This is a genomic window from Streptomyces sp. 1114.5 (genome assembly GCF_003635085.1).
In the GTDB taxonomy this organism is placed as follows: domain Bacteria; phylum Actinomycetota; class Actinomycetes; order Streptomycetales; family Streptomycetaceae; genus Kitasatospora.
In genome coordinates this window covers 3,599,420-3,617,993 of record NZ_RBXE01000001.1, presented here as the reverse complement: position 1 = coordinate 3,617,993, position 18,574 = coordinate 3,599,420, and the positions used below count along the sequence as shown (strand labels likewise).

Annotated in this window: 14 protein-coding genes; 7 read left to right on the top strand and 7 right to left on the bottom strand. The window is 72.5% G+C overall.

Going from position 1 to position 18,574, the window contains the following annotated elements; genetic code table 11:
• Positions 1 to 34: 34 nt before the first annotated feature.
• Complete coding sequence (locus BX285_RS16150) at positions 35 to 2,890, bottom strand: RNA helicase (RefSeq protein ID WP_097238622.1); 2,856 nt, start codon at positions 2,888 to 2,890, stop codon at positions 35 to 37.
• Between the two features lie 253 nt (positions 2,891 to 3,143).
• Here BX285_RS16150 and BX285_RS16145 point away from each other — a divergent pair, with 253 nt between their 5' ends.
• Positions 3,144 to 3,518, top strand: a complete 375-nt coding sequence (locus tag BX285_RS16145; RefSeq protein WP_097238621.1) for a hypothetical protein — start codon at positions 3,144 to 3,146, stop codon at positions 3,516 to 3,518.
• A gap of 30 nt (positions 3,519 to 3,548) precedes the next feature.
• On the top strand, positions 3,549 to 3,908 hold the full coding sequence (locus BX285_RS16140) for a helix-turn-helix transcriptional regulator (protein ID WP_257032865.1): 360 nt from the start codon (positions 3,549 to 3,551) through the stop codon (positions 3,906 to 3,908).
• A gap of 64 nt (positions 3,909 to 3,972) precedes the next feature.
• Here the strand turns inward: BX285_RS16140 and BX285_RS16135 are convergent, their stop codons facing one another.
• Complete coding sequence (locus tag BX285_RS16135) at positions 3,973 to 5,187, bottom strand: aminotransferase class V-fold PLP-dependent enzyme (protein WP_259470549.1); 1,215 nt, start codon at positions 5,185 to 5,187, stop codon at positions 3,973 to 3,975.
• Positions 5,188 to 5,308: 121 nt separating this feature from the next.
• Here BX285_RS16135 and BX285_RS16130 point away from each other — a divergent pair, with 121 nt between their 5' ends.
• From BX285_RS16130 to soxR, 4 genes are all read left to right on the top strand, one after another.
• Positions 5,309 to 7,414, top strand: a complete 2,106-nt coding sequence (locus tag BX285_RS16130) for a prolyl oligopeptidase family serine peptidase (RefSeq protein WP_220783912.1) — start codon at positions 5,309 to 5,311, stop codon at positions 7,412 to 7,414.
• Positions 7,415 to 7,514: 100 nt separating this feature from the next.
• Complete coding sequence (locus BX285_RS16125) at positions 7,515 to 7,892, top strand: YrdB family protein (protein ID WP_121175501.1); 378 nt, start codon at positions 7,515 to 7,517, stop codon at positions 7,890 to 7,892.
• A 155-nt stretch (positions 7,893 to 8,047) separates the two neighbouring features.
• A complete protein-coding gene (locus BX285_RS16120; RefSeq protein WP_121175500.1) occupies positions 8,048 to 10,414 on the top strand; it encodes an immune inhibitor A domain-containing protein in 2,367 nt (788 codons plus the stop codon).
• Between the two features lie 166 nt (positions 10,415 to 10,580).
• Positions 10,581 to 11,033 carry a redox-sensitive transcriptional activator SoxR gene (gene soxR, locus BX285_RS16115; protein ID WP_097238617.1) on the top strand — a complete coding sequence of 151 codons (453 nt, stop codon included), beginning with the start codon at positions 10,581 to 10,583 and terminating at the stop codon, positions 11,031 to 11,033.
• A gap of 77 nt (positions 11,034 to 11,110) precedes the next feature.
• On the opposite strand, the gene BX285_RS16110 is transcribed toward soxR, so the two are convergent.
• From BX285_RS16110 to BX285_RS16090, 5 genes are read right to left on the bottom strand one after another with little or no spacing between them, the layout of a single operon-like run.
• Entirely contained in the window at positions 11,111 to 12,157 is a 1,047-nt protein-coding gene (locus BX285_RS16110) for an ABC transporter ATP-binding protein (protein ID WP_121175499.1), read from the bottom strand.
• Positions 12,157 to 13,155: an ABC transporter ATP-binding protein gene (locus tag BX285_RS16105; RefSeq protein WP_097238615.1), complete on the bottom strand. Its 999-nt coding sequence runs from the start codon at positions 13,153 to 13,155 to the stop codon at positions 12,157 to 12,159. Before BX285_RS16105 ends, BX285_RS16110 begins: the two co-directional genes overlap by 1 nt.
• On the bottom strand, positions 13,155 to 14,141 hold the full coding sequence (locus BX285_RS16100; protein ID WP_121175498.1) for an ABC transporter permease: 987 nt from the start codon (positions 14,139 to 14,141) through the stop codon (positions 13,155 to 13,157). Before BX285_RS16100 ends, BX285_RS16105 begins: the two co-directional genes overlap by 1 nt.
• Positions 14,138 to 15,130 carry an ABC transporter permease gene (locus tag BX285_RS16095; RefSeq protein ID WP_121175497.1) on the bottom strand — a complete coding sequence of 331 codons (993 nt, stop codon included), beginning with the start codon at positions 15,128 to 15,130 and terminating at the stop codon, positions 14,138 to 14,140. Before BX285_RS16095 ends, BX285_RS16100 begins: the two co-directional genes overlap by 4 nt.
• An 11-nt stretch (positions 15,131 to 15,141) precedes the next feature.
• Positions 15,142 to 16,893 carry an ABC transporter substrate-binding protein gene (locus tag BX285_RS16090; protein ID WP_121175496.1) on the bottom strand — a complete coding sequence of 584 codons (1,752 nt, stop codon included), beginning with the start codon at positions 16,891 to 16,893 and terminating at the stop codon, positions 15,142 to 15,144.
• Positions 16,894 to 17,059: 166 nt separating this feature from the next.
• On the opposite strand from BX285_RS16090, the gene BX285_RS16085 reads away from it, so the two are divergent.
• Positions 17,060 to 18,514 (top strand): aminopeptidase P family protein, encoded by a 1,455-nt coding sequence (locus tag BX285_RS16085; RefSeq protein WP_259470548.1) that lies wholly within the window; start codon positions 17,060 to 17,062, stop codon positions 18,512 to 18,514.
• Positions 18,515 to 18,574 lie beyond the last annotated feature (60 nt).

Here is an 18,574-nt window from a genome sequence, read left to right as displayed (position 1 = left end):
CGCGGGCCCGGCCTTCGAGCTTGGTGGGCGGGGGTCAGCCCACCGAGGAGTAGGCGATGATGCCGCGGCGGAGGCTGTCGACGGCCTTGCGGGCGGTCTTGCGGAGTTCGGCGTCCTGGCCGGCGGCGTCCTGGATCTGGCCGAGGACGTCGATCAGTTGCTTCGTCCAGCGGACGAAGTCGCCGGCGGGCATGTCGGCGTCGCGCAGGACCTGGTCGAGGTTGTGGCCGAGGGCCCAGCGGTAGGCGGCCCAGGCGAAGCCGAGGTCGGGCTCGCGCTGGCCGACGCCTTCGGCGGTGTTGATCCGGTGCTGCTCCTCCAGGGCGTCGAGGTGGCCCCAGATCCGGACCATCTGGCCGAGCGCCTCCTTGGCGGCGCCTTCCGGTACGCGGGGGGCGCCGGCGTCGTCGGACTGGCGGGCCTCGTACACCAGCGCCGAGGCGCAGGCGGCGAGTTCGGCGGCGGCGAGGCCGTTCCAGACGCCTTCGCGGATGCATTCGGAGGCGAGCAGGTCGAGTTCGCCGTAGAGCCGGCCGAGGCGCTTGCCGTCGTCGGTGACGGTGTCGCCGCGCAGGTAGCCGAGGTCGGTGAGCAGGGCGCAGACCCGGTCGAAGGTGCGGGCGATGGTGTGGGTGCGCGAGCGCATCCGGCGTTCGAGCAGTTCGGTGTCGCGGTGCAGCCGGTGGTAGCGCTCGGCCCAGCGGGCGTGGTCCTCGCGGTCGGAGCAGCCGTGGCAGGGGTGTTGGCGCAGTTCGGTGCGCAGCCGGGTGATCTCGGGGTCGTCGGCGGCGGCCGCGCGGCCGCGGCGGAAGCGCTCGGGTTCGAGGTGGCCGGCCTTGGTGCGCAGCGCGGAGGCGAGGTCGCGGCGGGACTGCGGGCTGCGCGGGTTGAAGGACTTGGGGATGCGCACCCGCTCGATCGCGACGACCGGGTGCGGGAAGTCGATCATGGCGAGCCGCTTGACCTGGCGTTCGGCGGTGAGCACCACCGGGCGCGGGCCGTCCTGGAAATCGGGGTGGCGCGGGCCGCCGCGGCCGGAGCGGTGGACCGGCGGCAGGCCCGGGTCGAGGACCAGGGCGAGGCCGGCGAACTTGCCCGTGGGGACGTGGATGACGTCGCCCGGCTTGAGCTGCTCGATGGATTCGACGGCGGCCGCGCGGCGCTGGCTGCTGCCCTCGCGGGCGAGCTCGTTCTCCCGGTCCTTGAGCTGCCGCCGCAAGGACATGTACTCGTCGAAGTCGCCGAGGTGGCAGGTCATCGACTCGCGGTAGCCCTCCAGGCCCTCCTCGTTGCGCTGCACCTGGCGGGCGATGCCGACGACCGAGCGGTCCGCCTGGAACTGGGCGAAGGAGGTCTCCAGCAGTTCGCGCGAGCGGTGCCGGCCGAACTGGGAGACCAGGTTGACGGCCATGTTGTAGGAGGGCCGGAACGAGGACTTCAGCGGGTAGGTGCGGGTGCCGGCCAGACCGGCCAGCGCCTCAGGGTCGAGCCCGCGCTGCCAGAGCACCACGGCGTGGCCCTCGACGTCGATGCCGCGGCGCCCGGCCCGGCCGGTGAGCTGGGTGTACTCGCCGGGGGTGATGTCGGCGTGCATCTCGCCGTTCCACTTGACGAGCTTCTCCATGACCACCGAGCGAGCGGGCATGTTGATGCCGAGCGCCAGAGTCTCGGTCGCGAAGACGGCCTTGACCAGGCCCTTCACGAAGAGCTCCTCGACGACCTCCTTGAACCGGGGCAGCATCCCGGCGTGGTGGGCGGCGATGCCGCGCTCCAGCCCGTCCAACCACTCGAAGTAGCCGAGGACGTGCAGGTCCTCGTCGGGGATGTCGGCGCAGCGCTCCTCGACGATGGCGCGGACCTGGGCGCGCTCGGAGTCCTTGTTGAGCCGCAGCCCGGAGCTGAGGCACTGCTGGACGGCGGCCTCGCAGCCGGCCCGGCTGAAGATGAAGGTGATCGCGGGCAGCAGGCCCTCGGCGTCGAGCCGGTCGATGACGTCGACCCGGCCCGGCGTCCAGACCTTGCCGGGGCGGCCGTTGGGCATCGAGCGGCCCCGGCCGCGGCCGAAGCGGTCGCGGGGGTTGCGGTCGAGTTCGGAGCGGGCGAGCCGGACCAGCTCGGGGTTGACGGCCTTGCCGGGGTTCTTCAGGTTGTTCTTGGGGCGGCCGTCGCGGTCGGGGTCGGCGAACAGGTCGTACATCCGGTTGCCGGCCATGACGTGCTGCCACAGCGGCACCGGGCGGGTCTCGGAGACGATCACCTTGGTGCCGCCGCGCACGGTGTCCAGCCAGTCGCCGAACTCCTCGGCGTTGGAGACGGTCGCGGAGAGCGAGACGAGGGTGACCGACTCGGGGAGGTGGATGATGACCTCCTCCCAGACGGCGCCGCGGAAGCGGTCGGCGAGGTAGTGCACCTCGTCCATGACGACGTAGCCGAGCCCGTTGAGGGTGCTGGAGCCGGCGTAGAGCATGTTGCGCAGCACCTCGGTGGTCATGACCACCACGGGGGCGTCGCCGTTGACGGTGTTGTCGCCGGTGAGCAGGCCGACCTTGGCGGCGCCGTAGCGCTTGACCAGGTCTCCGTACTTCTGGTTGGACAGCGCCTTGATCGGCGTGGTGTAGAAGCACTTGCGGCCGGCGGCCAGGGCCAGGTGCACGGCGAACTCGCCGACGATGGTCTTCCCGGAGCCGGTGGGGGCGGCGACCAGGACGCCGGATCCGGCCTCCAGCGTCTCGCAGGCCTCCAGCTGGAAGTCGTCCAGCGGGAAGTCGTACAGCTGCTGGAAGCCGTACAGGGCGGTGGCCTGCTCCTTGGCCCGGCGACGGCTGGCCGCGTACGCCTCGGCGGGGCTGAGCTCCCGGTCGTCCTGGGGCTCTGGATCGGGGGTGTTCATCGCCGTCCGGGTGTGATTGGTGTGATCTCGCATCTCAGCGAGAGGTTACCCGGGAGGACTGACATCGATAGCACCGTTTTTCTGCACCTCGGGATCAGTTCTCTCTCAGGTCCATAGTTGCAAATGTCTTCAAGTGATCACGGACGGACTGACTTCGAACGTCTTCGGTCATTGCCGGTGGAACACCGTCCGGCCTCCCTACCTTCGACGGCACTGCACCACGCAGCCACCGACACACGGGAGGACAGCCACGATGGCGAACCTGGAGACGGCCCTCAAGGAGGCCATGGCGATCGAGGGCGCGATCGGCGTCGCCCTGGTCGACTACGGCAGCGGCATGGCCCTCGGCAGCCTCGGCGACGGGGGCGAGCTGGACCTCAACGTCGCCGCGGCCGGGAACACCGACGTGGTCCGCGCCAAGATGCGGGCGATGGAGGCGCTCAACCTGCACGACAACGAGATCGAGGACATCCTGATCAGCCTGACCAGCCAGTACCACATGGTCCGGCCGCTCACGACGCACGCCGGACGCGGCCTCTTCCTCTTCCTGGCGCTCAACCGCAGCCGGGCCAACCTCGCGATGGCCCGCCACCGGCTCAAGCAGATCGAGGGCTCGCTGGAGATCTGACCCCGGACCGACACCAGGAAGGGGGGCCTCGTGACGTCGGGGACACCTCCCGGCCAGCGGCTGGGGGAGCTCTACCAGGTCAAGGCAGAGTTCTTCCGGATGCTCGGCCATCCCGTCCGGATCCGGGTGCTGGAACTGCTCCAGGCCGGGCCGACGCCCGTCCGCGGCCTGCTCGCCGAGCTGGAGGTCGAACCCTCCAGCCTGTCCCAGCAGCTCGCGGTGCTGCGCCGGTCCGGCATCGTCACCGCCACCCGGGAGGGCGGCACGGTGGTCTACGCGCTGGCCGGCGGGGACGTGGCCGACCTGCTGCGGGCGGCCCGGCGGATCCTCACCGGGCTGCTCGCCGACCGGAACCGGCTGCTCGCGGAGTTACGGGCGGGGCCGCAGTAGCTCCTCCGCGGGCCGGCGAGCCGGCCCCTCCGCGGGCCGCCTCACCGTCCCTCCGCCGGCCGCCTCACTTCAGCAGTTCCGCCAGCCCGTCCGCCAGCCGCTCGTACTCCCCCGGCCGGTTGTAGAGCTGGGCGCTGACCCGCAACACCCCGCCGCCGGCCCACGGGCGGACGGCGATCCGGGTGCGGAGCCGCCGCCACACCTCGGCCATCAGCGCCTTCGCCTCCGCCTCGACCTCGCACCGGCCGGCCGGCAGCCGCACGGCCCGCATCCACACCCCGGGCGTCGCGGGCAGCGGCGGCAGGCCCGCCCGCTCGGCCAGCACCCGCTGGCCGTACGCGGCGAGCGCGGCGTTGTGGCCCGCGACCGCCGCCGGGCCGAGTTCGCGCAGCAGCCCGAAGCCGGCCGGGGCGGCCAACCAGGGCGTGTAGTCGCAGGTGCCGCGCCACTCGACGTTGCCGGGGAAGCCCTTGTCGTGTTCCCAGGACAGCGCGAGCGGGCGCACCCGCCCCGTCCACTCGGAACGGACGGCGAGCACGCCGGTGGCGCGCGGGGCGAAGGCCCACTTGTGCAGGTTGCCGAACCAGAAGTCGGCGTCGGGCTCGGCCGGGGCGGGCAGCATGCCGGGGGCGTGGGCGCCGTCCACCACGGTGGTCACGCCGCGGGCGCGCAGCTCGGCGAGCAGGGCCGGGCCGGCCACCAGACGGGCGGTGGGCGAGGTGAGCTGGTCGAGGACGGCGACGGTGGTGCGCGCGTCCACGGCGGCGAGCACCGCCTCGCGGACGGCGTGCTCGTCCGGTGCGTCCAGCGGCAGCGCGGCCACCACCAGCTCGGCGCCGGTCTCGGCGGCCTTGCGGGCGACGGCCTGGGTCACCGCGCCGTAGCCGTGGTCGGTGACCAGGATCCGGTCACCTGGGGCGAGCGGGATGCTGTCCAGGGCGATCGCGGTGGCCTCGGTGACGTTGGTGAGCAGGGCGAGCCGGTCCGGGTCGGTGCCGAGTTCGGCGGCGATCAGGGCCCGGGCGGCGGCGATCCGGGCCGGGAGGTCGGCGAAGAAGCCGTCCGGGTCCAGCTCGTGCTCGGCGCGCAGCCGTTCCTGCGCCCGCTGTACGGGGACGGGCACCGCGCCGAAGGAGCCGTGGTTCAGGTGGGCGGCCTCCGGTGACACGCTGAACAGCCCGTCGGCGGCGGGCAGCGGGGCCGGCGGTTCGGCCGTCCACAGGTCCTCGATCACGCCGTCCTCCCGCACGACGGCCTCAAGCGCCCTTTCCTCAGGCACTCGCTCCCCACCCGCTCTGTCTTCCCGCACGACGTCCTCCCCCAACGCAATGACATGGTGTGTGACATTTCACATGGTAGAATACTGGTCGAGGCCCGCACCGCGCGACCACGATCGGGCCGTGACCATCACCGACGCCTTCCTTGCCCTCAGCGCCCGCACCGGCCGGTTCACCTACGGGGCGCCGCGCGCGTACACCCTCGCCGAGGACGGTACCCGGCTGCTGCTGCTCCGCTCGACCGGTTCCGAGGACCCGGTCGACCGCCTGCACCTGCTCGACACCGCCACCGGCGAGGAACGCCTGGTCGCCGACCCCGCCGCACTGCTGCCCGGCCGCAGCGGCCGCCGCGACGACCTGCCCGCCGTCGAGCGCCGGCTGCGCGAACGCACCCGGCTGGTAGCCGCCGGAATCGGCAGCTACGCCGCCACCGCCGACCTCGCGGTCGCCGTCTTCACCCTCGACGGCCGGCTGTTCCGCACCGACACCACCACCGGCAGCAGCGACGAACTCCCCGTCGCCGGGCCCGCGTTCGACCCCCGCCCGGACGCCACCGGACAGCGCGTCGCCTACGTCACCGAGGAAGCCGGGCACGGCACCGCCCTGTACGTCACCCCCGGCCTCGACCCGCTCTCCCCCGCCGACGGCGCCCGCTGGGGCGTCGCCGAGTTCGCCGCCGCCGAGGAACTCGGCCGCGCCCGCGGCCACTGGTGGCGCCCGGACGGCGGCGCGCTGCTGGCCGCCCGGGTCGACGAATCCGCCCTCCCCCGACGCCACTTCGCCGACCCGGCCCACCCCGGCGAGGCACCCGAGGACTTCGCCTACCCGCAGGCCGGCGGCCCCAACGCGGACGTCCAGCTCTGGGTGCTCGGCCTCGACGGCAGCCGCACCCGGCTGCACTGGGACGCCGACGCCCACCCGTACCTCTGCGCCGCCTCCTGGGCCTCCGACCACGAGGTGCTGCTCACCGTCGCCGACCGCCTGCAGCAGAACGTGCTGCTGCTCAGCGCCGACCCGGCCACCGGCCTGACCCGCGAACTCTCCCGCACCACCGACGAGTTCTGGGTGGACGACCTGCCCGGCACCCCCGCCAGGCTGCCCGGCGGCCGGCTGCTCACCGCCTACGACACACCGCAGGCCCGCGGCCTCGCGCTCGACGGCAAGCCGCTGGACACCACCGGCCTGCAGATCCGCCGGGTCGTCGGACGGCTGCACGGCCGGCTGCTCTGCGAGACCGGCCAGGGCGACCCGGCCGACCAGCACGTCCACCTGGTCGACCCGGACGGCGGCGCCCCCGAACCGCTCACCACCGGCCCGGGCGTCCACTCCGCCCTCGCCGCCGCCGACACCCTGCTGCTCATCGCGGCCGGCCCCGGCGGAATCCGCCGGACCGTCCGCCGCACCACCCGCGGGGCCGACGGCCGGGACGGCCCCGAACTTCCGCTCACCGACCTCTCCGCCGCCCTGCCGTACCCGGTCCGCCCGCAGTTCGCCCGGGTCACCGACCGCGAACTGCCGAGCGCCGTGGTCTACCCGCGCGATCACGTCCCCGGCCGGCGGCTGCCCGTCCTGCTGGACGTCTACGGCGGGCCCGGCTACCAGGCCGTGGCCACCGAGCCGCGCCGCTGGCAGCTCCGCCAGTGGTGGGCCGACCAGGGCTTCACCGTCGTCACCACCGACAACCGCGGCACCCCCTTCGTCTCCCCGGACTTCACCCGGGCGATCTTCCGCCGCTTCTCCCGGGCCGCCCTGGACGACCAGGTCGACGCCCTGCACGCGCTCGCCGCGCACCACCCGGACCTCGACCTCCGCCGGGTCGGCGTGCGCGGCTGGTCGTACGGCGGCTACTTCGCCGCCCTCGCCGTGCTGCGCCGCCCCGACGTCTTCCACGCCGCCTGCGCGGGCGCCCCGCCCACCGACTTCCGGCTGTACGACACCGCGTACACCGAGCGCTACCTCGGCCTGCCGCAGGACAACCCGGAGGGCTACGCCGGCGACTGCCTGCTCACCGACGCGCCCGGGCTGACCAGGCCGCTGCTGCTGATCCACGGGCTGGCCGACGACAACGTCCACCCCGCGCACACCTTGCTGCTCTCCCAGGCGCTCACCGAGGCCGGCCGCCCGCACGCCGTACTGCCGCTGCCCGGCGTCACCCACATGACCCCGGACGGCATGAACGAGCAGCTGGCCCAGGCCGAACTCGCCTTCCTCCGAGACGCCTTGGGCTGAACGGTCGCCCCCGCTCCATTGCACGGCCCGGGCCGGACTGCGACACTCCGCGTGATCGCCGCCCGGCCCGGGCGGCACGACGCACGGGGAGCGCGGACGGATGAGGATCGAAAGACCCGGCCCGGTCGGGCAGCGACAGTGGACGCCGTTGACCGCGGTCAACGGCGGGCTCGCGTTCGGACTGGAACTCGCCATGCTGGCGGCGCTCTGCTACTGGGGCTTCAAGACCGGCTCCAGCCTCGGCACCCGGCTGCTGCTGGGGCTCGGCGCCCCGGCCCTGGCGGCCGGCATCTGGGGCCTGTTCCTGGCCGCGGGCGGGCCCAGGTTCCGGCTGCCGCTCGCCGCGGAGATCGTGCTCAAGCTGGTCGTCCTCGGCTCGGCCGCGCTCGCGCTGCATGCGACCGGACGGACCGCCCTCGCCGCGGTGTACGGCGGGCTGGTGGTGGTCAGCGTGGCGGTGGAGTACACCACCGGCTGACGGAGGAGCCGGGACGGGGCGTCGCACGCCGGTGCGGCGCCCCTTCGCTTGCCCCGAACCTCTTCCACGTGACCCGTGACATGTGAAATATTACCTGCGCTTCACCGACCCACCCATGCCCGAAGCACCCTCATCCCCCGGAAAGGACCGGTCAGTTGCGCAGACTGTCCGCGGCCCTCGCAGCCGCGCTCACCACGAGCGCGATAGCGGCCACCCTGCTGGGCACCCCCGCCCAGGCCGCACCCCCGACCCCCGTCACCGTCGCCGCGGCGGCGGACCCCGCCGAGCAGGGCGCCGAGGCCCCGCCCGCCCCGCTCGTCCCGCAGGAGCGCGAGCGCCAGTCGCTCCGCAGCAAGGCCCTGGAGCAGCTCAACAAGGGCGCCGTCGCCAAGACCGCCGACAAGCGGGCCCCCGCGAAGGTGAAGATCGGCAACGACTACGTCCAACTGGCACACCAGCGCACGGACAAGGTCTTCGTGATCCTCGCCCAGTTCGGCGACGAGGTGGACGACACCACCCAGTGGAACGGCCAGCCCCGCTACGGCGGCACACCCGGCCCGCGCCACAACCAGATCCCCCAGCCGGGCAAGGACGACAACCACACGCTCTGGTCGGCGGACTTCGACCGCTCTTACTACCAGAAGATGTTCTTTGACGACACACCCGGCGCAGTATCGATGCGCAACTACTACCGCACCCAGTCCTCCGGCCGCTACGACGTCGAGGGCACCGTCAGCGACTGGGTCACCGTCCCGTACAACGAGGCCCGCTACGGCAGCAACAAGGGCCCACAGGGCTCCGGCGCCTGGACCCAGGCCCAGGAGTTCGTCCGGGACGCCGTGAAGGCCTGGTACGACGGCGAGATCGCCAAGGGCCGCCCGGTGGCCGACATCAAGGCGCAGCTCGCCCAGTACGACGTCTACGACCGCTACGACCACGACAAGAACGGCGAGTTCAACCAGCCCGACGGCTACCTGGACAACGTCATCGTCGTGCACGCCGGCGTGGACGAGACCTGGGGCGGCGGTGCCCAGGGCGCCGACGCGCTGTGGGCGCACCGCAGTTGGGCCTTCCCGGACGCGACCGGGCAGACCGGCCCGGAGGGCGACAAGATCGGCGGCGCGCCCGTCGGCGACACCGGCCTCTACGTCTACGACTACGTCCAGGGCGGCGAGAACAGCGGCGTCGGCCTGTTCGCCCACGAGTACGGCCACAACCTCGGCCTGCCCGACCTGTACAGCACCACCGGCGGCGACAACAGCGTCAACTTCTGGTCGCTGATGTCCTCCGGCTCGTACCTGGGCAAGGGCCCCAACACCACCGGCGGCTACCCGGGCGACCTCGACGCCTGGAGCAAGCTGCAGTTCGGCTGGCTCAACTACGACGAGGCACAGGCCGCGACCCGCTCCAGCCACGCCCTCGGGGTGAGCAGCTACAACACCGACCAGGCGCAGGCCGTCCTGGTGCACCTGCCGGACGGCACCACCAGCACCGACCTCGCCGACCCGTACGAGGGCGCCAAGCAATGGTGGAGCGACACCGGCGACAACCTCGACAACTCCCTGGCCCGGGACGTCGACCTGCGCACCGCCACCGGGCCGGCCGCGCTGGACGCCGCCGCCTGGTACGACACCGAGCAGGACTACGACTTCCTGACCGTCGAGGCCTCCACCGACCAGGGCAAGCACTGGACCGCCCTGGGCGGCACCGTCGACGGCGCGCCGATCGGCAACACCAGCGCCAACACCCCCGGCCTGAGCGGAAGTTCCGGCACCTACCGAAAGCTGCACATCCCGCTGGACGGCTACCTCGGCCAACAGGTCCGGCTGCGCATCCACGCGACCTCGGACGGCAACACCCACGGCCGCGGCGTGCTGGTGGACGCCGTACGGGCGACCGCCGGCGGCACCGAACTCTTCGCCGACGGCGCGGAGAACGGGCTCAACGGGTGGACCGCCAGCGGCTTCACCGTCATCACCGGCCGCACCGCCGTCAAGCAGCACCCGCGCGCGTACCTCGCCGAGAACCGCCGCTACACCGGCTACGGGGCGTTCCTGAAGACCGGCCCGTACAACTTCGGCTACGGCGGCGTCGCGGGCAAGGCCAACGTGGTCGACAACTACCCGTACCAGGAAGGCGTCCTGCTCTGGCTCTGGGACACCTCGTACGGCGACAACAACACCAAGGACCACCCCGGCGGCGGGCTGATCCTGCCGATCGACGCCCACCCGACGCCGATCCGCTTCACCGACGGGACGCTGGTCAACGGGCGGGCGCAGACCTTCGACGCACCGTTCTCGCTCAAGCCGACCACGCCGTTCACCCTGCACAAGGGCGGGGTCGCGGTGCGGATCCCGGCCGAGCCGGCCGTCCCGGTCTTCAACGACCACAGCGGGGTGTACGCCGACCCGGCGACGCCGCAGCTGACGGTGAAGGTGCCGGACACCAACACGAAGATCGAGGTCGTCCGGGAGTCCCAGGGCGGGCGGATCACCACCGTCCGGGTGGGCCCGGCCTCCTGAGGCGGTCGTGAGCAGGCCCCGGATCCCCTGACGAAGGGGATCCGGGGCCTGCTCACGTGTGGCGCCCAGCCGGTCCGGCAATCGGCTGACCAGCGTTGATCCGGTCACGTCCGGTACGCTGGGACTTCAACAGAACTTGAAGTCAGGGAGAAGCCGAGGAGCCGCCATGAGCACCGCGCCGGTCGATCTGCTGAGCGTCGGCGAGGTGGCCCGACGGGCCGGGATCGCCACCTCGGCGGTGCGCTTCTACGAGGACCAGGGGCTGATCTCCTCCGAGCGGTCGGCCGGCAACCAGCGCCGCTACCGCCGGCACGTGCTGCGCCGGATCTCCCTCATCCTGGTCGCCAAACGGCTCGGCATCCCGCTCTCCGAGGTCGCCGAGGTCTTCACCGGCCTCCCGGAGGACCGGATGCCCGGCAAGCACGACTGGGAGCGCATCTCGCTGCGCTGGGCCGAGCAGCTGCGCGCCCGCCGGATCGAGCTGGAACGGCTGGAGGGCGAGCTGACCGGCTGCATCGGCTGCGGCTGCGTGTCGCTGCGCCGCTGCCGGGTGCTCAACCCCGGCGACGAACTGGCCGCCGAGGGCCCCGGCCCGCGACTGCTGCTGCCGGAGGAGTGACCACCCCGGCGAAAAGGTTGGAACCCGGTCGGACGCGGCCCTCGTAAGGTTCCCCGCCACGCCCGACCGGGGGTCTCTCAGCTTCCCGGTGTCTCCGGGAAGTGGCAGGCCGCCTGCCGGCTGCCCGGCCCGGCGATCCGCAGCAGCGGCCGCTCGGTACGGCACAGGTCCTGCGCCTTCGGGCAGCGCGGGTGGAAGCTGCACCCGGGCGGCGGGGCGGCCGGGCTCGGCGGGTCGCCGAGCAGCACGATCCGCTCCCGGGTCCGCTCCGCCTGCGGGTCCGGCAGCGGCACGGCGGACAGCAGCGCCCTGGTGTACGGGTGCGCCGGGCTGCCGTACACCTCGGCCTTGTCGCCGATCTCCACGATCCGGCCCAGGTACATCACCGCGACCCGGTCGCAGACCCGCTTGACGACCGAGAGGTCGTGCGCGATGAACACGTACGCCAGCCCGAGCTCCCGCTGGAGCCGTTCCATCAGGTTGACCACCTGGGCCTGGATGGACACGTCCAGCGCGGAGACCGGCTCGTCGGCGATGACCAGGCGCGGCGAGGTGGCCAGCGAGCGGGCGATGCCGATGCGCTGCGCCTGACCGCCGGAGAACTCGTGCGGGTAGCGGTCCAGGTGCTCGGGGATCAGCCCGACCAGCTCCATCAGCTCGGCGGCCCGCTTGCGCGCCGCCGCCGCGCTCTCGCCCTGGACCAGCAGCGGTTCGGAGATGATCCGGGCCACCGTCTGCCGGGGGTTGAGCGAGGAGTACGGGTCCTGGAAGACCATCTGCAGGTCCCGCCGGTGCGGGCGCAGCCGAGCCTGGGAGAGCCCGCCGATCTCGGTGCCGTCGAAGGTGACGGTGCCCGAGGTCGGGTCGAGCAGCCGGACGATCATCCGGCCGGTGGTGGACTTGCCGCAGCCGGACTCGCCGACCAGGCCCAGGGTCTCCCCCGCACCGACGTCGAAGCTGACCCCGTCCACCGCCCGGATCGGCGCCCCGGGCCGCCCGGTGCGGCTGCGCCGGCCGGGGAAGGTCTTCACCAGGTCCCGTACGGACAACAAGGGTTCGGCCCGCACGGCCCGCACGGCCGGTTCGGTCAGCAGGTGTTCGGCCTGCCCGGTCGGTTCGGCCATCACAGCACCCCTTCCGGCACCAGCGGCAGGTGGCAGGCGGCCTGGTGGCCGGCGGCGAGCGGGCCGAGCACGGGGCGCTCGGCCAGGCAGCGGGCGTGCTCCTCGGCGGACGCGGCGGTGGTGCGGGCGCAGCGCGGGGCGAAGGAGCAGCCGGGGGCGGGGGCGATCAGCGACGGCGGGCTGCCGGGGATGGCCCGCAGCGGGGCGTCGTCGGTGTCGTCCAGGCGCGGCAGCGAGTCCAGCAGGCCGCGGGTGTACGGGTGCGCGGGCTGCGCGAACAGCCGGTCCACCGGGGCCTGTTCGGCGGCCCGGCCGCCGTACATGACCAGCACCTCGTGGGCGACCCGGGCGACCACGCCGAGGTCGTGGGTGATCATCACGACGCCGAGGCCGCGCTCCTGCTGGATCCGGGCGATCAGGTCGAGGATCTGCGCCTGGACGGTGACGTCGAGGGCCGTGGTGGGCTCGTCGGCGATCAGCAGGTCGGGCTCGCAGGCGAGCGCCATGGCGATCATGACGCGCTGGCGCATGCCGCCGGAGAACTGGTGCGGGTACTCGTCGATCCGGCGGGCCGGCTCCGGGATGCCGACCTCGGCCAGCATCTCCAGCGCGCGGGCCCGGCCCGCCTTGCGGTTGGCCTTGAAGTGCACCCGGTAGTGCTCGGCGATCTGCTCGCCGACGGTGTAGAAGGGGTGCAGGCTGGACAGCGGGTCCTGGAAGATCATCGCCGCCCGGCGGCCCCGGACGGTGCCCAGTTCCTTCTCGCCGAGCCCGTTCAACTCCTGTCCGTGCAGCCGGATCGAGCCGGTGACGGCGGCGCCGCGGTGCAGCCCCATGACGGCGAGCGAGGTGACGGACTTGCCGCTGCCGGACTCGCCGACCAGGCCGAGCGTGCGCCCGGCCTCGACGCTGAACGAGATGCCGTCCACCGCCCGGACCGTGCCGCGCGGGGTGTCGAAGGCGACCTTGAGGTCCTCGACCTCCAGTAGCGGAGCCATCAGTACCTCACTCTCGGGTCGACATAGGCGTAGAGCAGGTCGACCAGCAGGTTCGCGGCGACGATGAAGGCGGCCGCGAGCAGGGTGACGCCGAGGATGACGGGCTGGTCGGAGCGGACCAGCGCGTCGTAGAAGAGCCGTCCGACCCCGGGCAGGCCGAAGATCGACTCGGTGATGACGGCGCCGGCCAGCAGTCCGCCGAGGTCCATCCCGAAGATGGTCAGGATCGGCGTCATCCCGGAGCGCAGCCCGTGCTTGACGGTGACCGTCCGCGGCGGCAGGCCCTTGGCCCGGGCGGTGCGGATGTACGGCTCGGCCATCGCCTCGATCATCGAGTTGCGGCTCTGCCGGGCGTACATGGCCGCGTACAGCAGGGCCAGGGCGATCCACGGCAGCAGCAGGTTGGAGGCCCACGCGAAGGGGTTGTCGGTGAACGCGTGGTACGCCGGGTAGGGCAGCAGTCCGGCCGTCCTGACGACGCCCCAGATCAGCATGATCGAGGTGAAGTAGACCGGCAGCGAGGCGGCGCCCACCGAGAGCACCATCAGCGTCCGGTCGGTCGTGCTGCCCTTGCGCAGCGCCGAGGTGACGCCCGCGCCGAGGCCGAGGACCAGCCAGAGCACGGAGGCGCCGACGGCCAGCGAGACGGAGACCGGCAGCCGGTCGGTGAGCAGGTTCCAGACCGGCAGCGAGTACTCGTAGGAGTACCCGAGGCAGGGGAAGCCGCAGTGGGTGGCGCTCGGCCCGCTGCCGTAGTCACGCCCGGCGAAGATGCCGGTGAGGTAGCTGAGGAACTGTTCCCAGACCGGCTTGTCCAGGCCCATCGCCACCTTGACCTCGGCGATCCGCTCGAGGCTGCAGGTCTTGCCGCAGGCGGCCACGGCGGGGTCGGAGGGCAGCAGGTAGAAGATGGTGAAGGTGATCGCGCAGACGGCGAGCAGGATGCCGGCCGCGGCGAGCAGCCGGCGGCAGAGGTAGAGGATCACGACCGGCCTCCTCTGGGGTCGAGGATGTCGCGCAGCGCGTCGCCGAGCAGGGTGAAGGCGAGCACGGCGAGGAACAGGAAGGCCGTCGGGATCAGGAAGTACGTCGGGTCGGTCTCGTAGAAGCTGATGCTCTCGGCGATCATCTGCCCCCAGGACGGGGTCGGCGGACGGACGCCGACGCCGAGGTAGCTGAGCGCGGCCTCGGTGGCGATCATGCCGGGGACCAGCAGCGTGGTGTAGGCGATGATCGGGCCGGAGACGTTCGGCAGGATCTCCCTGGTGAGGATCCGCCAGGAGCGGGCGCCGCCGACCTTGGCGGCCTCGACGTACTCGCGGTGCTTGAGCGAGAGGGTCTGGCCGCGCACCACCCGGGCGATGCCGGGCCAGCCGAACAGGCCGATCACCAGGGTCATCAGGACGACCCGGTTGACGTCCTTGGCCACCGACATCATCGAGATCATGAAGATCAGGGACGGGAAGGACATGGTGAGGTCCATCAGCCGGGAGAGCACGGCGTCGGCGCGGCCGCCGAAGTAGCCGGCCGCGATGCCCGCCAGGGTGCCGACGACCACGACGACGGCGGTCGCGGTGAAGGCGATCAGCAGGGAGACCTGGCCGCCGTGCAGGACCCGGGCGAACAGGTCGCGCCCGGTGGCGGGTTCGACGCCCAGCCAGTGCCGGGTGCCGACCCCGCCGAAGTCGCCGATCGGCAGGCCGCCGAGGTACGGGTCCACCGCGCGCTTGTCGAACTCCTCGGGGGTCCAGCCGCCGAGGTCGCTCAGCGGGCCCGCCAGCGCGGCCAGCAGGACCAGCAGCGCGACGGTGACCAGGCCGAACCGGGCCGCGCCCTTGGCCCAGAGCTGGTCCCAGACCAGCCGCCAGGGCCCCCTCCCGGTGGGACCGGCGGCCGAGGCGGGGGCCGCCTCGACTGTGACTCCTCGCTCGGCGCCGGCGCGGCCTTCGGCGCCCGAGGGGGTGGTGGTACTCATCGGACGGTCCCTCAGCCCTGGCTCTTGGAGGGGTCCTTGAGGCCGATCGTGGCGAAGTCCCACTGACCGGTCCACACCGGGTGGCCGAAGGCGCCGGCGATGTTCGTCCCGGCCAGCAGCGGGCGGCGCTGCCAGATCAGCGGCACGGTCGGCGCCTTCTTCAGCAGGTCGTCGTTGAGCTGCAGCCACGCCTTGTTGGCCTCGGTGACGTCGGTCATCGCGCTGATCTGGTCGATCCGGTCCGAGGTGGCCTGGTCGCGGAACTGCTCGACGTTGCCCTGGTTGCCCTTCTCCTTGATGGTGCGGCCGTCGAAGACCATCGGCAGGAAGGTGGCGCCCGAGGGGTAGTCCGGACACCAGCCGAGGATGGCCAGGTCGGGCGCGTTCTTGGTGTCGCCGATGGTGTCGTAGTAGACGGACGGGTCGGCGGTGGTGATGGTGACCTGGATGCCGACCTTGGCCAGCGACTGCTGCAGCGCCTCGGCCCGGGTCTTGTCGCCGGAGGAGACGGTCAGCGAGACTTTCAGGTCGGTCTTGCCGGCGTCCTTGAGCAGCTGCTTGGCCTTCTCGACGTCGCCGGTGGCGGGGATCTTCAGGCTGTCGACCTTGGTTCCGCCGGTCAGCGCGGGCGGCAGGTAGGAGGTGGCCGGGTCGGCCATCGCCGGGCCGCCGTTGGCGGTCACCTGCGCGTCGCGGTCCACCGCGTACAGCAGCGCCTCGCGGACCTTCGGGTCGTCGAAGGGCGCCTTGGAGGTGTTGGGGTAGAGCATGTCGGTGCAGCCCTGCTGCTCGGCGATCAGCCGGTTCTTCACGTCCGGCTTGGGCAGCACCTTGGCGATCGACTCCGGGCGCAGGCCCATCCACTCGACGGTGGAGGCGTCCGCGCCCTCGCTCGCGATGATCCGGTCGTCGACCTGGCCGCCCTTGAGGCCCTGGGTGACCACGATCTTGTCCGGGTAGGCCTTGCGGACCGGGTCGGTGGACTGGTCCCAAGCGGCGTTGCGGACGAGCACCAGCTGCTTGCCGCGGTCGTAGGTCTCGATCTTGTACGGGCCGGAGGAGAACGGCCGCAGGTCGTACTGGGTGCCCTTGTCCTGGGACTGCGGCACGGGCGCGAAGGTCGGCAGGGTCGCGGTGTACGAGAACTCGGCGACCGGACGCTTGAGGTGGAAGACGATCGTCTTGTCGTCCGGGGTCTCGACGCCGGCCAGGTGCTCGCCGGTCAGCGGGCCCTTGTAGTTCTCGCCGCCCGCCAGGTACTGCTGGGCGTAGTCGGGGCCGCCGGTGAGGTCCGGGGCGAAGGAGCGCTCGACGTTGTACTTGATGTCGGCGGACTTGATCGCCGTGCCGTCCTCGTACTTGACGCCGTCCTTGAGGGTGAAGGCCCAGGTCTTCCCGCCGTCCGAGGAGCGGCCGAGGTCGGTGGCGAGGTCGGGGACGATCTCGCTGCCGGCGGCACCGGGTTCGGCCTTGAAGGTGACCAGGGTGCGGTAGAGCAGCCGGATGCCGAAGTCCATGTTCGGCATGGTCCAGTTGCGGGCCGGGTCGAGGTGGGCGAAGTCCTGGTTGGACAGCACGGTCAGGGTGCCGCCCTTGACCGGGGTGCCGCCGACGATGGATCCGGACGCGGCGCCCGGGGCCTGGGTGCTGCCGGCCGTGGTGCTGCCGCCGCTGTCGCTCTTGTCGTTCTTGCAGGCCCCGAGGCCGAGGGTGAGGGTCGCCGCGAGGGCCGCCGCGAGGGCGGCGTGGGTGCGCCTGGTCATGTTGCAACTCCGCTGTGGGGGGCCTGATCCGGCCGCTCCGCTGTGTGACCCGTAACATAGTAATGTGAAATTGCACTGCACAAGAGGTGACGCCACCCGTTACCGAGCTGTGTCCGTGCCCACGACCGTGCCGCACATCTCCCCAGCCCCGCCTAGGAGTTCACCGGTGACCACGCCCCCGACCGGCCTCAACACCGGGAGTCACGACCTCCCGGTCTCCCCCGCCCTCGCCGCCTTCATGGGCACCCAGTGGGCCGCCACCCCCCTCCCCGCCGACCTGCGCGTCCCCGGCCACCACCACTTCCCCGGCCGCCGCGCCCGCCTCTCCGCCGCCTTCCCCGGCGAACGGCTGATCGTCCCGGCCGGCCGGCTCAAGGTCCGCTGCAACGACCTGGACCACCGCTTCCGCCCGCACAGCGCGTACGTCTGGCTCACCGGACTCACCGGCGAGGACCAGGCCGACCACGTCCTCGTCCTCGAACCGGCCGGCCCCGAAGGCCACGAACCCGTCCTCTACCTGCGCCCCCGCTCCCCGCGCGACGGCGGCGAGTTCTACCGCGACCGCCGCTACGGCGAGTTCTGGGTCGGCTCCCGCCCCGACCTCGCCGAGGCCGCCCGGCTCACCGGGGTGCGCACCGAACACCTCGACGACCTCGACACGCTGCTCTCCGGCCCGCAGCCGCCCACCCGCGTCCTGGCCGGCACCGACGCGCGGGTGGACGAAGCCACCGGACGGCCCGGTGCCGGCACCGCCTCGGACGGCGAACTCGCCGCCGTCCTCTCCGAGTTGCGCCTGGTCAAGGACACCTGGGAGGTCGAGCAGCTGCAACTCGCCGTCGACCACACCGTCACCGGCTTCGAGGACGTCGTCCGCGCCCTGCCCACCGCACTGCGCCACCACCGCGGCGAACGCTGGATCGAGGGCGTCTTCGACCTGCGCGCCCGCGCCGAGGGCAACGGCACCGCCTACACCACCATCGCCGCCTCCGGCGCCCACGCCTGCGTCCTGCACTGGATCCGCAACGACGGCGCCCTCGACCCGAACTCCCTGCTCCTGCTGGACGCCGGCGTCGAAACCGACACCCTCTACGCCGCCGACATCACCCGCACCCTCCCGCTCTCCGGAACCTTCACCCCCGTCCAGCGCCAGGCCTACGACCTCGTCCTCGCCGCCCAGAGCGCCGGCATCGCCGCCCTGCGCCCCGGCGCCCGCTTCCGCGACTTCCACCGCGCCGCCATGCGGGTCATCGCCGAAGGCCTCGCCGACTGGGGCGTCCTGCGCATCCCCGCCGAACAGGCCCTCGCCGAGGACAACGGCCTCTACCGCCGCTACACCCTCTGCGGCAGCGGCCACATGCTCGGCCTCGACTACCACGACTGCGCCAAGTCCCGCGCCGACCGCTACCTCGACGGCACCCTGGAGGAAGGCATGGTCCTCACCGTCGAGCCCGGCCTCTACCTCCAGCCCGACGACGAAACCCTCCCCACCGAACTGCGCGGTCTCGGCATCCGCATCGAGGACGACCTCGTCATCACGCAGGACGGCGCCCACCTGATGTCGAGTGCCCTCCCCCGCACCGCCGACGCCATCGAGTCCTGGATGGCCACCCTGCTGAGCTGAGGAGTAGCCGGAGCGGACGATCAGGCCACCTCGGCGACTTCGACCTCGCCGCCGATGGCC